The sequence below is a fragment of the Kitasatospora sp. NPDC047058 genome (assembly GCF_040643935.1).
Taxonomy (GTDB): domain Bacteria; phylum Actinomycetota; class Actinomycetes; order Streptomycetales; family Streptomycetaceae; genus Kitasatospora.
The window spans coordinates 1-13238 of record NZ_JBEYVJ010000197.1; the positions used below are offsets into that span (position 1 = coordinate 1).

The 13238-nt window shown below is 71.8% G+C and carries 16 protein-coding genes; 2 read left to right on the plus strand and 14 right to left on the minus strand.

The window, feature by feature from the left end; genetic code table 11:
• Positions 1 to 29: 29 nt before the first annotated feature.
• The 14 genes from ABZ885_RS25220 to ABZ885_RS25285 all read right to left on the minus strand — a co-directional run bounded on the left by ABZ885_RS25220 (position 30) and on the right by ABZ885_RS25285 (position 10888).
• Positions 30 to 710: a hypothetical protein gene (locus ABZ885_RS25220; protein ID WP_360192795.1), complete on the minus strand. Its 681-nt coding sequence runs from the start codon at positions 708 to 710 to the stop codon at positions 30 to 32.
• A gap of 20 nt (positions 711 to 730) precedes the next feature.
• A complete protein-coding gene (locus ABZ885_RS25225; protein ID WP_360192798.1) occupies positions 731 to 1057 on the minus strand; it encodes a hypothetical protein in 327 nt (108 codons plus the stop codon).
• Between the two features lie 65 nt (positions 1058 to 1122).
• Positions 1123 to 1824 carry a hypothetical protein gene (locus ABZ885_RS25230; protein ID WP_360192801.1) on the minus strand — a complete coding sequence of 234 codons (702 nt, stop codon included), beginning with the start codon at positions 1822 to 1824 and terminating at the stop codon, positions 1123 to 1125.
• A gap of 16 nt (positions 1825 to 1840) precedes the next feature.
• Complete coding sequence (locus ABZ885_RS25235; RefSeq protein WP_360192803.1) at positions 1841 to 2170, minus strand: hypothetical protein; 330 nt, start codon at positions 2168 to 2170, stop codon at positions 1841 to 1843.
• Positions 2167 to 3732 carry a DNA cytosine methyltransferase gene (locus ABZ885_RS25240; protein WP_360192806.1) on the minus strand — a complete coding sequence of 522 codons (1566 nt, stop codon included), beginning with the start codon at positions 3730 to 3732 and terminating at the stop codon, positions 2167 to 2169. Before ABZ885_RS25240 ends, ABZ885_RS25235 begins: the two co-directional genes overlap by 4 nt.
• 1 nt (position 3733) lies before the next feature.
• Entirely contained in the window at positions 3734 to 4078 is a 345-nt protein-coding gene (locus ABZ885_RS25245; protein WP_360192809.1) for a hypothetical protein, read from the minus strand.
• Positions 4075 to 4701: a hypothetical protein gene (locus tag ABZ885_RS25250; RefSeq protein ID WP_360192812.1), complete on the minus strand. Its 627-nt coding sequence runs from the start codon at positions 4699 to 4701 to the stop codon at positions 4075 to 4077. The genes ABZ885_RS25245 and ABZ885_RS25250 overlap by 4 nt, the downstream gene beginning before the upstream one ends.
• The gene (locus tag ABZ885_RS25255) at positions 4698 to 5261 is read right to left on the minus strand and encodes a hypothetical protein (protein WP_360192815.1); all 564 of its coding nucleotides are present in this window, start codon (positions 5259 to 5261) and stop codon (positions 4698 to 4700) included. Before ABZ885_RS25255 ends, ABZ885_RS25250 begins: the two co-directional genes overlap by 4 nt.
• A gap of 74 nt (positions 5262 to 5335) precedes the next feature.
• Positions 5336 to 5995 (minus strand): hypothetical protein, encoded by a 660-nt coding sequence (locus tag ABZ885_RS25260; protein ID WP_360192818.1) that lies wholly within the window; start codon positions 5993 to 5995, stop codon positions 5336 to 5338.
• 101 nt (positions 5996 to 6096) lie between these two features.
• Positions 6097 to 6309, minus strand: coding sequence for a hypothetical protein (locus tag ABZ885_RS25265; protein ID WP_360192820.1), 213 nt, complete (start codon positions 6307 to 6309; stop codon positions 6097 to 6099).
• A 33-nt stretch (positions 6310 to 6342) separates the two neighbouring features.
• On the minus strand, positions 6343 to 6573 hold the full coding sequence (locus ABZ885_RS25270; protein WP_360192823.1) for a hypothetical protein: 231 nt from the start codon (positions 6571 to 6573) through the stop codon (positions 6343 to 6345).
• 119 nt (positions 6574 to 6692) lie between these two features.
• A complete protein-coding gene (locus tag ABZ885_RS25275; protein WP_360192825.1) occupies positions 6693 to 6884 on the minus strand; it encodes a hypothetical protein in 192 nt (63 codons plus the stop codon).
• Positions 6885 to 7015: 131 nt separating this feature from the next.
• Positions 7016 to 9061: a hypothetical protein gene (locus ABZ885_RS25280; RefSeq protein WP_360192827.1), complete on the minus strand. Its 2046-nt coding sequence runs from the start codon at positions 9059 to 9061 to the stop codon at positions 7016 to 7018.
• Between the two features lie 414 nt (positions 9062 to 9475).
• Positions 9476 to 10888, minus strand: coding sequence for a hypothetical protein (locus tag ABZ885_RS25285; protein WP_360192830.1), 1413 nt, complete (start codon positions 10886 to 10888; stop codon positions 9476 to 9478).
• Between the two features lie 331 nt (positions 10889 to 11219).
• Here ABZ885_RS25285 and ABZ885_RS25290 point away from each other — a divergent pair, with 331 nt between their 5' ends.
• On the plus strand, positions 11220 to 12539 hold the full coding sequence (locus ABZ885_RS25290; protein ID WP_360192833.1) for a hypothetical protein: 1320 nt from the start codon (positions 11220 to 11222) through the stop codon (positions 12537 to 12539).
• A gap of 16 nt (positions 12540 to 12555) precedes the next feature.
• Positions 12556 to 13110 (plus strand): GNAT family protein, encoded by a 555-nt coding sequence (locus ABZ885_RS25295; protein ID WP_360192835.1) that lies wholly within the window; start codon positions 12556 to 12558, stop codon positions 13108 to 13110.
• Positions 13111 to 13238 lie beyond the last annotated feature (128 nt).

Here is a 13238-nt window from a genome sequence, read left to right on the forward strand (position 1 = left end):
GCCGCGGATTGCGGCGGGCGGGCGATGGGTTAGCCGCGGGTGGGCAGGTGGAGGGTGAGGGGGCGGGTGCCGGCGGTGTCCTCGATCCAGCCCAGCGCCCGGCCGGGGGCGGCGGCGGTCTCGGCGAGGGGCCGGCGGGTGTCGAACAGGCCGCCGGTGAGGGCGAGGCGGGCGAACTCCTCCACGGCGAGGTCGCCCTGGTGCAGGCCGGGGATCTGGCGGGCGGGGTAGGCGAGGACCAGGTGGTGGCCGGTGGCCCAGCCGAGGATGGAGATCTCGCGCAGCAGTCGGAAGGTGTCGCGGTGCTCGGCGGCGAGGGCGTGGGCGTTCTCCACGACGAGGAAGCGGCGGTTGGTGAGGTAGACGGAGTTGGCCTCGTAGGCGGCCTGCATCTCGGCGGCGAAGTCCTTGATGGCGGCGTGGATCGCCTCTGGGTCGGTGTGCAGGAACTCGGCCGCCAGGCCCGTGGGCAGGCTCTGGGACCTGGGGTCGATGACGTCGACCCGCAGGCCCCGCGCCGCAAGGGTGGTGGTGATCAGGCCGGTGACGCCGGTGGCGGCGCGGCCGGCGAGGGAGGCGACGAGGAAGTGCGGGTCGCGGGTGAAGTCCCACTCGACGGCCTGCCCGGCCTCGGGGGTGTCGCCGAGCGGGATCGGCGCGTACGGGTCGCCGGAGATCTGGGACGCGGGGAGGGGGTTGGTGCCGGTCATCGCGGGTCGGTTCCTCAGTTTCAGCGGGCGGTGTGGGTACGGGCGTTAGTGCGACCGGTGGCGTGGCCGCGGTGGTTCTTCGGGGTGTCCTGCTGGTCGCGCCAGCGGACGACCTGCTTGGTCTCGGCGCCGACGCGGCGGGCGATCTCGGCCATCGGCACGTCCAGGCGGAGCATGTGGACGGCGGCCAGGTGCTGCTCGGCCTCGTTCAGGCCGGTGACGGGCTCGCCGTTGATGGCCCGCTCGACGGCGATGTGGTCGACCAGCTGGCCGCCGGTGCGGGCGGCGGTGCGGGTGGTGGAGACGTAGTGGCGGGTGCGGGCGGCGGGGCGGTAGATCGTGGGCATCGCTGGTTCTCCTTCCGGAGGTGGGGCCCGGCCCGGCGCTCGGCCGGGCCGGGCCAGGTGGTGGGTCAGGCCGCCCGCAGGCTCGGGGTGCCGGTGGTGGGGTTGAGCAGGTGCGCCCAGTCGGCGCGGATCTGGGTGCGGTCGCCGAACGGGGCGCCGGCGTCGGGGCGCAGGTCGATGCGCACGGGCATCTGGAGGCCGAGGAAGTCGGCGCCGACGGCGACAACGAGCGGCTTGTCCGGCCCGGCGGACCACAGGGTGACGGGGGTGTAGCGGTCGGCGGCCTTCTGCCAGCGCGCGAGGTAGGCGGGGTTGAAGCAGGCCGTGCTGGTGAGCTTCGGTTCGGCCTCCAGCGCGGTGGCGAAGACCGGCTGCCACTTCGGGAACTTCGCGGCGAGCGTCGCGTTCGCGGACAGGCGCAGGGTCCGGCCCTCCAGGGCGAACAGCAGCCCGCCGTCCGGGTCGGGCCCGGTGGGCGCCTCGTAGGTCAGGCGCAGGCCGTGACCGGCGCTGCGGGCAGGGATCAGGGCGCGCAGGGCCTTCAGGTCACTGCGGTCCAGCAGCGCCTGCCAGTCGGCGCTCTCGCCGGTCTCCTCGGCCGGGCGGCGGGTGACGGCGAAGGTGTAGCGGTCGGTGGCCGCGGCGACGAGCTGGCCGCCGGTGAGGGCCAGGTGGATGCCGGTGAGGACGGGGAGGGTGTCGTCGGTGCCGATGTGCGGGGCGAGCTGGGCGATGAGGCGCGGCAGGTCGTTGATGACGATGGACACGGTTGTCTCCTCCGATTCAGAACAGGGCGTCGGGCTCGGCGGGCGGGGTGTCGGCCTCGGCGGCGCGGCGGGCCCGGCTGCGGGAGGCGTCGTGGCAGGGGGCGCACCAGGCGGTGAGGGCCTGCTTGGGCAGGGCGGCGGCCTGGTGGGCGGGCCAGAGCAGCTGGGCGGGTTCGGCGGGGGCGGCGAGGAGTTCGGCGCCGGGGCGGTGTTCGCGGGGGCAGCGTCCGCCGTCGGCCTTGTGGGTCTTGCCGCAGGTGCCGCGGCACTGGCAGCGACCGGAGGCGGCGGCCATGACGGCCTGCCACAGGCCGGTGTCCGCGAGCGGGGCGGTGCGGGCGGTCATGAGGTCCACCCCGTGGCCAGCTCCTGACCGGTGATGGCCTCCACCAGGGCGGAGACGAGGAGTTCGGCGACGTTGGAGGTCACCGCGTTACCGAACTGCCGGACCTTCTCGCGCTTGTTGCCGATCACCACGTAGTCGCGGTGGAAGGTCATGGCGGCGCCGATCTCGTGCGGCTCCAGCATCCGGAACAGCACCTCGTCCACGTCCGCCTCGGCGTGGCCGCCCGCGGCGAGGGCGTAGCGGTCGCGGGTGGTCAGGGTGCCGACCGGTTCGCCGACCGGGCGGGCGGTGCCGTTGCCGTAGTACGGGGTGAGCAGCGCCGACCAGTCGACTGCGGTGGACGCGGGAGGGAGGGTCAGGCCGTGGTGGTTGCCGGAGGCGGTGACCGTGGCCAGCGCGTTCAGGACCGGGCGGGCATCCGAGGAGCCGCCGCGCAGTTCGGTGATGAACGGCAGCCACGCCAGGCCGGTCTCGTTGCGGGCGGTCTGGGTACGCATCGGCTCCCCGACGTGGCCAGCGGCCTTGCCATCGCGGCCCTCGGTAGGCACCAGCAGCGGCGGGATCGCGAGGCCGTCGTTCTCGCGAGTGGTGCGGGTGGGGGCCGGAGCGGTGACCGGCATGGCCTCGGTGCGCCAGGTGCCCCCGGCCGGCGCCAGCAGGGGCGTGCCGAACTTGCGGATCCCGGCCTGGATCCGTTCGCGGGTGGCTGCGGCGTAGGGGGTGAAGGTCTTGGTGGGCTTGCCGTCGCCGATCCGGCGCCCGGTCAGCGACCAGTCGATGATGCTGGCGGCCGGGACGACGGGCGGCTCCACGATGGCGTTGCGGCACGTCACCCGCGGGCAGCGGTAGACGTACTGCTGGCGGTAGCGGCCCATGTCGGCGCCCGGCTTCTTGAAAACCTGCACCGCGCGAACCCACTGGTCGCAGGCGGCGCACCAGGCCTGGGGGCGCAGCCACTTGTCCCAGTCCGGGGTGCGGCCAAGGTCGGCGCGCCAGTAGGCGAGGTAGAGGCGGTCACGGGACTGCGGGGCGACCGGGGTGGTGGCGGGGCGGGCGTGCATGGAGTTGAGGGCGATCAGCCGCGTGCGGTAGCCGGGGCCGACCTGGCGGACCTCCTGGACGAACGCCGACCAGAGGTCCCAGGCGCGGACGTCGATGACGTTCTCCACGACTCCGGCCAGGACCGGCTTGCCGCGGCCGGCCATCGCCTCCAGGTAGCGGGGCACGTCCCACATCAGGGCGCGGGAGCGGTCGGTGGCCTCGTCGGGGAGGGTGTCGCCGAACAGGTCAGGCTGCTTGTCGAAGTCGCGCTTCTTGCCGCGGGCGTTGCTCCACTTCGGGCACTCCGGGCTGGCCCAGAACAGGTCGGCGGCGGGGAACTTGGCGACGTCGGCGTCGTGCAGGTCGCCCAGGAAGTGGTCCGCGTCGGGAAAGTTCGCGGAGTGGGAGGCGATCGCCTTGTCCCAGTGGTTGGCGGCCAGCACCGGGCGCACGCCCAGCACCCGCTCGGCCCCGGCCGAGGAGCCGCCGGCGCCGCAGAAGAAGTCGATGTAGGTGAACACCTCACGCCCCCCAGGCGGTCAGCTCGTACAGGTCGGACAGGGCGGTGATCGGCAGGACCTCGCGGAAGCCGATCTCGTCCTCCACCGCCACGCGCGGCGGGCAGGCGTGGCGCTCCAGCACCAGCAGCCGCAGGGCCGGGGCCTCGTCCGGGTCCACGCCGGGGCGCAGGCTCCAGGTCTGGCCGGGGGCGGCCAGGGCCAGGGCCTCACCGTCGGCGACCCGCTCGCACGCCACGCGCAGGGCGACGTCGGCGGGCAGGTGGTCGACGCGGACCAGGCGCTCAGCGAGAGCGGCGATGTGGGCGGCGGCGCGCTCGGGTCCGGCCACGAGGTCGAGGGCGGTCATCGGGTCACCTGCCGGGCGGTCAGGAGGCCGGCCTCGTGACGGTCCCCGACGGGGTTCGTGGACAGGGCACCGGTGAGGGCGTCCCAGAGCAGCGGGCGGTCCTCTGCGTCGGGGTCGACGAGGGTGACCTGCCAGGCGCCGCGCATCTGCCGCACGGCCGCCTCCCCGGCGCCGTTCCACTCGCGGGAGGGGTCGTGGGGGCGGCCGAACCAGGTGACGGGCCTGGAGTCGCGGGTGGTGACGGGGATGCCGTCGTGCCGCAGCGACGGGCCGGCCGGGTGGTAGACGCTCAGCAGGAGGGCGTGGGCGTTCGCCGCGGCGCACAGGCGCTCCAGCACCGCCTCGTCGGTGACCCAGCCGGTGACCGCCGGGCGCTGGCTCCACAGGTGGCTCTCGCGGAGCAGGCCGGCGAAGCCGGGCTGCGAGGCGGTGGTGACGAACCCGGCGCCGTTGGCCAGCAGCAGGGCGGCCATCAGCCGCGGGCTGGTGGTGGTCTCCTCGGAGGGGCCCCACCCGGGCTGGTAGCCGGGGCGGGAGGCGATGCGGCCCCGCAGCCACTGCGCGGTGAGCGCGCCGAGGTCGGCGGCGGTGCGGGCCCTGTCCCAGGGCTGGAGCGCGGTCACCGGGTCACCTCCCAGTGGTCCCGGTCGTCGCCGGTGATCCGGTAGTCCTGCTGCTGGGCAAACAGGGCGCGCTCGGCGCGGGCCCAAGTGCGAAGGGCGGCCTCGGTGCCGGGGCGCGGCTCCAGCAGGGCCTCGGCAAGCGGCAGCAGCGCGGTGACGGCCCAGGCGAGGGCGGCCCGGTCGTCCTGCGCCGACTCCTCCTCCTGGAGCGGCCGGTGGGCGCGGGCGAGGATCGTGCGGATCTCCTCCAGGTCGACGCCGACCGGCGACGCGGGGAGGAGGTCGGCCAGCTGCTCGCGCATCCGGTCCGCCTGGTCGCGGGCGGCGTCCCGCTCCAGCACGGCGGCGCCGTACTCGGCGGCCAGCGCCGCCTCCCGGCGCTCGGCGGCCACCCGGCCGAGTTGAGCGGTGTGCAGGTCGTCCGACAGCCGGGTCTGGCTGCGGATCAGGGCGGCGATGTCGGCGAGGGCCCCGGTGTAGGCGGCGACCAGGTTGTCCGCCGCGTCGCCGAGGTCGAGCTGGGCGGCGGGAGTTGCGGGCCGCTCGAAGAGTGTGGTCATCTCGGGTGTGCTCCTTCGGGAGTTGAGTGGGGCGCGCCCGTGCTGTCCAGGCGATGGGGCGCGCCCCGCGTCGTTCAGCGGGTCTTGGTGTCCAGGTCGCGCAGCAGGGTGCGGGCCTCGGCGACGGCGGGCAGTTCCGGCAGGCCGGCCTTGAACAGAGCGTCGGTGTCCAGCTGCGGCAGGTTCGTGCCCGTGCCGAGCTGCTGGCGGTGCCAGATCGCCTCGGCCAGCGCGGAGGCGTAGGCGGTGGCCTCGCGGGCGACCTCCACCCGGGCGTTCGACTCGATCCCGGCGATCCGCAGGTCCGCGGTGCGCTCCAGCTGCCGCACCTCGATGTCGTTGGCGTGCGCGGTCGCCGTCCGGCGGTCCTCGCGCCAGTAGCGGGCCGCCAGCGCGTACACGGCGGCGGTCGCCAGCAGCCACAGCAGGATCGGCAGGGCCAGGCCGTCGGAGTACGCGGCCACCCCGCACACCGCCGCCGCGCCGGCCGCCGCGTAGCAGGTGGTGGTGAGCAGGTCGGAGCCGTTGACGTACTTGGCGCTGACCGTGCCGGCCGCCGCGGCGCCGAGGGCGAGGGCGCCCATCAGCACGGCGTCGCCGAAGCTGTGGCGGGCGCCCTGCTCGGACCAGACGCGGGCGGCAATCAGGATCGTGCTGGTGGTCAGGCCCGGCGCGTACCGGGTCGCGTACCAGGTGGCGTCCCGGTGCTGACCCGGGAGGGTGCTGTCCGTCATGATGGGGGCCTCTCTTCGAGTCGGGCTTGCTCGGCGTCGGGGAGTTGGGCCCGGGGCGGGCGGCTGGTTTTGCGGCCTGTGACGCCCGCCCCGGGGCGCGGTCAGGTGCAGTGCCGGGCCTCGACGCTGATCGGGTCCGGCGTGATGCGGGCGCCGCGCCGGGAGCGGACCGCGTGCATCGAGTGCGCTTCGATCAGCGCCTCGGTCCTCGCGTCGCGGGCCAGCGGGGCCTGGACGACGAACAGCTGCTCGCCGCGGACCTCCTCGCCGCCCTGCTCGGTGCGGCGGTGCTCGAAGGTGACGTTCCACCACATGGCCAGCTCCTCCTTTCTGGTGCTCGGGCCGACTCAGCGGCGCTTGGCCTGGGCGACCTTGGCGTCCCAGGCCGCCTTCTTCTCCTTGGCGGCCAGCTCCGCCTCGATCGCCTCGCGCTCCAGGGCGCCTGCCTGGAGGCGGTCGATGCGCCGCTCGACGGCGCCCTTGCCGACGCCGGTCAGGTGGGCGACGACCGCCAGGCCGACCAGTCCGGCGGAGCGGGCGATCTCACCGGCGGTGTAGTGCTCGGGCTCGTGGCTCATCGGGGTGCTCCCTTGTCCTGTGGTGCGGGGTTGGTTGGGGTCGGGCGACCGGCCGGTGGCCGGCCGTCCTCGCCGAAACCCGGGGCGTGATTTCCCTGGGTATCGGCGGGGGCGGCCGATCAGAACTTGAAGTGGCCGACCCAGTTGAAGAAGCCCTGGATGAAGTTGCCGATCCACGGGCCCGCCGCGGTTCCGGCGAGGACGTATCCGAGGGCGACGCCCAGAATCAGCTGCCAGATCTTCATCCCGCCGAACTTGACGGCGGCGGCGGCGAGCAGGGCGAGGATTATCACGATCGAGACCGTTGCCATTTTCTTTTCCCCCGAATTCTGGGATTTTGGGACAGAGATATCCCCTGGCGATATTTCCGGTTCTTTCTCAGATGAGGGTCGGCGGCCCGGTTGTTTCTCTTTCTGGGCCGCCGACCCGGTGTTTCATCCGCCTACTTGGCGAGTTCCTTCACACCCGCCCGGGGGCGCTTCGCGGCCCACTTGGCGAGGTCGATCGGACGCCAGGCCGGGGACGCTCCGACCCGGAATTCGCCCGGGATCGGGTTGCGCTGGCGGGCCTTCACGAAGGCCGCCTTGCCGTTGGGCCCCTCGTAGCCGAGGTGGGCCGCCGCGGCGTCGAGACCGACGATCGCCTCGGGCTCCTCCAGGGCCGCCTGCTTGACGAGCGGGACCACCTTTGCCAGGTGGACATCACCGTCAGTGACAGTCTTGTCTGCCCCGTTACGTCCCGTTTCGTCCATGGACTGTCCATGGACACTCCCCACATAGATCCCGGGAATGTCCTCCACCGTCTCCAGCAGGGACATCTCCGCGATCTCACGCTCCGCGATCGGCACGTAGGCGGCCGGCCGGACCGGCTGGCGGCCGTTGAGCGCGTACTCGCGGGCCTCGTCCTCGCCCACGAACACCATCTGGCAGGTCCGCTCCGAGCCGCCGATCACGACGATCGCCCGGCCGTTGTGACGGCTCGACTTCGGGCGCGGCGTCGTCGCGACCAGCGAATTCCACGCCTGCGGCGAGAAACGCGCCAGAATCTTCGCGCCGTACTGGTCACGCAATTCCGTGCCGCCCGCAGCCCGCGCGGTCAGCCGCTGGTAGACCGAAATCACGTTCATGTTGGCCTGGCGGCCCTTGAACAGGGTCTTCGCGACCTGACCGAAGACCGGCGGCCGGGCCGGGTCGCCCTTCCCCTTCACATCGGCCCAGGTCTGGTAGGACTCCTCCGCGAAGTCGTTCTGCTCCTCCATGATGAGGAACCAGCGCGGGAAAGTCGCCGACTTGTCCGCCTTCTTAATCTGGTAGCGCCGCTCCATCTCCAGCGCGAATTTCGCGATGGCCTCCCACTGCTCGCCGATCTCGGTGTAGATCTCGACCTCGGGAATCCCGTCCAGGCAGTCCTGGGAAATCAGCTTCGGGTCGATGATGATGACCTTCTCCGCGCCCTTGCGGATCTGCTGCACGATGATGTTCCGCAGCGTCGCCGACTTGCCGCCACCGGTCCCGATCGACAGGCCCACGTGCGGAGTCTCGTCGTCGAAGTCGATGACGATCTTCTCGTTGCGCGTGCCCAGGCCGATCAGCACCTGCGAGGCCGGAAGAGCGTCGATCAGGTCCCTGACCTCGGAAAACAGCACCTTCTGCGGCGGGCGCGGCGGGTGCTTGAACTCCACCTTGAAGCTCTGGTGGTTCCAGCTCGCCTCCCACTCGCCGGGGATGCGCCGGTTGACCAGGTTGGTCACCCGCAGCTGCTCCCCGTCGCTCAGCTCGGCCTCCGGCGGGAACTTGAGGACCACCTTCGCGTCCTCCACCGCCGCCGCCCGGCGCTCCAGCCACCACGCCACGGGCTTGAAGGCCCGCACCGCGTCGTACCCCTCCAGCGGCCGGCGCATCACGTTCTCCCGGGTGGCGCGCAGCCACTCCACCCACCGCCAGGTGTCCATCCGGGCCGCCAGCTGCTCCGGCAGCCGCTCCCGCAGGGTCCTGCGGGTGTCCCCGACCGAACCCATCACGTGGACCGGGATGTCGACCCACTTCTTGGCCTCGTCCGCCTGCGGGATGTCCTCTCGGAAAATCTTCTTGTAGGCGGCGTAGAACGGGCGGACCACCAGCTGGCGGTGCACCCGCCGGGCCCGGCCCCGCCGCCAGATGACGACGGCCAGCGCCAGGACCAGGGTCAGACCGGCGATCAGCTCGGTCTGGTAGTGGTACCAGGCCCACACCCCGGCGCCGGCCGCGGCCACCAGCAGGACCAGGGCCAGGATCTTCACCGAGCGCGGGACCAGGGTCATCCAGTGCGCCCGCTTCGCCGTCGACCAAGCGTTGGGCATCCAATCCGGCGCCTCCGCCGCGGCCAGCGGCTGCTGCTGGCTCGCCAGCATCTTCGACAGCCGGCGCATCGAGCCCGAGCCCCGGCGGGGCACGAAGAGCAGCACGAGCAGCAGAGCCGCTCCGATCGGCCAGACCTCCACGCTGCTCACACCCCCTTCGCGCTGCTGCGGTTGCTGCTGCCGTGCTGCCGTTCCTGCTGCTTCCGGTGCCGGGCGCTGCCGCCCCGCTCCGGCGGTGCTGCGATGATGTGCATCGCGGTTCCCTTCCGCTTCGGAGAAGCCGCTGCCGTCCGGCGGGCACGTTGCTGCCAGGCTGAGAGCCCGCCGGATGGTGCTGCTTCATCCCTTGATTCACTTCGATTCCGCGCTGTTCCTCACGTCCGGCAGCGCTCCGGCCGCCGGGCCCTGATCTGGGATTGTGCTGACTTTTCGCGTCCCGGGCGGGGCCCGGGGGCTGCGGGGTTCTGCACCCTCCTGCTGGCGCAGCGCCCCGCAGCGCTGCCCTTCGCGGCTGTCGACTTGTCGGTACCTGTCGGTCGACTCATCGACTGCTGCACGTGTCCTTCAATCGGTGGTACCGGTGCTGCGGCGCAGCGGGACGATGTTGCTCTGGCGCTGCTGCTCGGCGTGCTTCTTGCTGACCTTGTCGATCGAGCCCCGGTTGACGGTGTAGCCGTGCTGCTGAAGCCAGCCGTTCAGCACCGGCTGCTGGTAGGTGTTCAGCACACCGATCGCGTAGCGGATCCGGTCGGTGTCGAACCGGGCCTCGGCGAGCGCCTTCACGTGGATCAGGTCCAGCTGCGGCTGCTGCTCCTCGGCGGCCGGCTCGACGGTGGTCAGGTCCGCCTCCAGCTGCTGGAGGAGATCCTGGACCGCGCCGTCCACCGGGTCGGGGGCGCCGCCGCCAGGGCCGTCCGGGCCGTCGTCGTCCGGGCCCTCCTCGGTCTCGGTATCCCGGGGTCCGGGGACTGCCGGTTCCTGGAGTTCCGGGATCACGGAGTCACGGGACGGCTCGGATGCGCTCGACGCGGGGAGGGGATTCGCCGCCGGCAGGGCGGGCCGCTCGACCGCCGCGACGACCTGCGGGGCGCTCTCCCACGGCGTGGGGTGGACCAGGGCTGCCAGCGACGGGGCGTGCGCGGAGACCGCCAGGTCCGCCATCAGCTCGGCCTTCGCTTCCTCGCTCCTCGACACCTGCGCGGTGCGCAGCTGCTTGCGGAGCCTGGCCATGAGCCGGCGGCCCCTCCAGCCCTTGCGTGCCCTGGGCGACAGGGCGTTGTAGCGGTCGATCAGGTTCGCGGCCTTGGTGCGGGCCCGCTCACGGGCGATGTCCTCCGCGTCCTGGTCGGCACGGACGATCCCGAAGAAGGCCAGCAGCCACTGCTGGAGACGGCGCACCAGCTGCGCGACGAAGCTGTTGTTCTCCGCGCCGGGCTTGGCGTGCCGCAGCTCGATGCCCATCGCCAGGTGCCACATGGCCGCCGCGCCGATCGGGCCAAGCACGATCCGCCACAGCGCCCCGGCCGCGCTCACGTTGCCGTGCGCGTCGACCGACTCCGCCCAGGCCGGCACCGCCAGGAAGCAGGAGAGCACCCAGACCGCGGTCCCCGGCCAGCCGGTGCGGTTCATGTCCTTGTTGTTGAGGTTCTGGCGGGCCGCCAGCGCCAGCGCGAACAGGATCATCTCGCCGGTGAGGAACAGCGCCGCACGCTCGACGGTGTCGCTGATGTGCAGGTGCGAGCTGGCGAACCTCCACGCGGTGTTCGCGCCCACCGCGGTCGCGGCCAGCGCGGCCAGGGTCGTCATGACCTGGGCCGGGCTCAGCCGCCCCTCCTTGCGGCGCTCGTTGATGAGCTTGACGGCCTTGGTGCCGTAGTAGCCGGCAGCGCCAAGCATCGTCAGGCCCAGCACTCCCCCGACCACGGCCGTCGGCCAGGGATTCGCCGAAGCGAACTCTCCGATCCGATCGCTGATCATCTGCTGCTTCTCCTCTGGGATCGAACGCCAAGTAGCAGCGCTACCGTAGCGGGCTACGTAGCAGCGCAGACATCACACTACAGAGACGCATACCGTCCACGCAACTAGTCACGCTACATTTCTGGGCTACTCGGGTCTCTCGCTGCCGTCTGCTGCTTCCCTCGCTTCATCACACTGACGATCATTCAGGCACTGGCCGTGACCAAACCATGGTTCGCGAGGGACCATTGACGGACCGCAACCGGACCAGTGCAGGACCAGCACTTCGCAGCAGGTCCGGCGGCGGCAACACTGGCCATATGAGCAGCAAAAACACCGTGGGGGAGGCGCCGTGGCTGGCAAAGCCGACGGCCGTGAGCCGCGCACCATGCTGGAGAAGATGCTCTGGGAACTTCCCCAGACCTACGACGAGGTCTGCGACGACTTCAACGACCTCGCCAAGAAGCTGAGGGAGAGCGCGACCATGAGCCCCCGCCATCTGCGGCGGCTCGCGGCCGGCGACCGAGCCGGGACAACCCAGGTGACGCGCCGGGTACTCCAGGCGATGTTCAAGGTCCCCATCGCGGAACTGCTGAGCCCGTGGCACCCCACCGTGGTCAGCGGATCGACGGGCCTGGTCATCGCCCACGACAGCCAGGACACGGAACAGGAGCTGATCGCCATGGCGGCTCAGCGGGCACGTCAGTTCGCCCTGCTCACCGGGCAGGAAAACCTCACCGACGAAGCGATGGACCTGGTGTACGACGACGTACGCCAACTGACCCTCGACTACCCCCAGCGACCCCTGTCCGAGCTGCTGGGCAACATGGTCACGACCCAGGAGAACATCTACGGGCTGCTGGAGCGGCGCACCGCCCCCAACCAGAGCAGGCAGCTCTACTTCCTGGCCGGCGTCACCGGCGGCCTGCTCGCCAAGGCGAGCCACGACCTGGCCGACCCGAGCGCCGCCATGACCCAGGCCCGAACCGCCTACATGTGTGCGGAGCATGCCGGCCACCACGGCCTAAAGGCGTGGATCCGCGGGATCCAGTCGCTGGTGGCCTACTGGGCCGGCCGCCCCCACGAGTCCATCCGCTACGCCCAGTCGGGCGGGGAGCTGGCCGCCCTCAGCGGCAACACCACCAGCGTCTGGCTCCCGGCCAGCGAGGCGCGCGCCTGGGCCGCCGTCGGCAACGCCGAGAAGACCCGCGAGGCCATCCGCCGAGCCGAGGCCGCCTGGGACACGGTCAACCCTGACGAGCTGGACGAACTCGGCGGTCTCGCGGTCTTCAGCCGCTCCCGCCAGCTCTACTACGCCGCCGATGCGCTCTCGGTATTGAAGTCCGAGGCCTCCTCGGCCCAGGACTACTCGGCACAAGCCGTCGAGGCGTATGCCGACAGCACCCACCCGGACTGGGCATTCGGCGACCAGGCCGGCAGCCACGCCGCGCTCGCCATCTCGCGTCTCGCGGCCGGGGAGCTGGACGGCGCCCGGGAGGCTGTCGCACCTGTCCTCGACCTGCCTCCGGCCCAGCGCATCAACGGGATCGTGGCCTGCACGATGAAGGTCCACCGAGCCCTGGTCGCCTCCCCACTTGCTCCTTCCGGGCAAGATCTGCTGGAGGAGATCGAGATGTTCGTGCGCACGCCGCTGAAGGCGCTGCCGCGCTGATCCTGGAGGAGAGGCCGTGTCCCACCCAGTACGCCTGACCGGAGCCCGCACCGTGCTGCGGGAGTTCCGGCACGATGACGCCGCTGATGCCCTCCAGGTCATGGGTGACGACCGGGTGACCAAGTGGCTGTCCTTCGACAGCCGTTCACCCGAGCAGGTTCAGGCGATGATCGACAGCGCCGTCGAAAGGGCGCAGCAGAGCCATCGCAACGAGTACTACCTGGCCATCACGCCGTTGGACTCCGACCGGCTCGTGGGGTTCGTCCGGGTGGGGCTGTCCGGCGTGCAGGCCGGCAAGCTCGGCTATGCGGTGGCGGCCGACAGCTGGGGCCGCGGGCTCGCCACCGACGCTGCGAGGACGATGGTCCAGTTCGCGTTCGAGGAGCTGGGTCTCCACCGGGTCAGTGCCGCGATCGGGCCCGACAACGCGGCCTCAATCAGGCTGATCGAGAACCTCGGATTCGCCCGGGAGGGAGTGCTGCGCGACCACGTCTTCACCAACGGAGCCTGGCGGGACAGCGTCCTGTACTCGGTGCTGGCGCAGGAGTGGACCGGCATCACTGCGGGCTGACGACAGAACACAAGCGAGGAGGGCGGGCCCCAGCCGCGTCGCCGAGCCCGGCGGGGTAGCGGCGCAGCAGGACGGCCAGCAGTTCGTGGCCGGTTTCCGCGTAGCACTGCTCGTCGGCGTGCAGGATC

Bases quoted from the DNA above. Each gene is read 5' to 3' on its own strand.
- ABZ885_RS25220 (WP_360192795.1), bottom strand. From the start codon at position 710: ATGACCGGCACCAACCCCCTCCCCGCGTCCCAGATCTCCGGCGACCCG.
- ABZ885_RS25225 (WP_360192798.1), bottom strand. From the start codon at position 1,057: ATGCCCACGATCTACCGCCCCGCCGCCCGCACCCGCCACTACGTCTCC.
- ABZ885_RS25235 (WP_360192803.1), bottom strand. From the start codon at position 2,170: ATGACCGCCCGCACCGCCCCGCTCGCGGACACCGGCCTGTGGCAGGCC.
- ABZ885_RS25245 (WP_360192809.1), bottom strand. From the start codon at position 4,078: ATGACCGCCCTCGACCTCGTGGCCGGACCCGAGCGCGCCGCCGCCCAC.
- ABZ885_RS25255 (WP_360192815.1), bottom strand. From the start codon at position 5,261: ATGACCACACTCTTCGAGCGGCCCGCAACTCCCGCCGCCCAGCTCGAC.
- ABZ885_RS25260 (WP_360192818.1), bottom strand. From the start codon at position 5,995: ATGACGGACAGCACCCTCCCGGGTCAGCACCGGGACGCCACCTGGTAC.
- ABZ885_RS25265 (WP_360192820.1), bottom strand. From the start codon at position 6,309: ATGTGGTGGAACGTCACCTTCGAGCACCGCCGCACCGAGCAGGGCGGC.
- ABZ885_RS25270 (WP_360192823.1), bottom strand. From the start codon at position 6,573: ATGAGCCACGAGCCCGAGCACTACACCGCCGGTGAGATCGCCCGCTCC.
- ABZ885_RS25275 (WP_360192825.1), bottom strand. From the start codon at position 6,884: ATGGCAACGGTCTCGATCGTGATAATCCTCGCCCTGCTCGCCGCCGCC.
- ABZ885_RS25285 (WP_360192830.1), bottom strand. From the start codon at position 10,888: ATGATCAGCGATCGGATCGGAGAGTTCGCTTCGGCGAATCCCTGGCCG.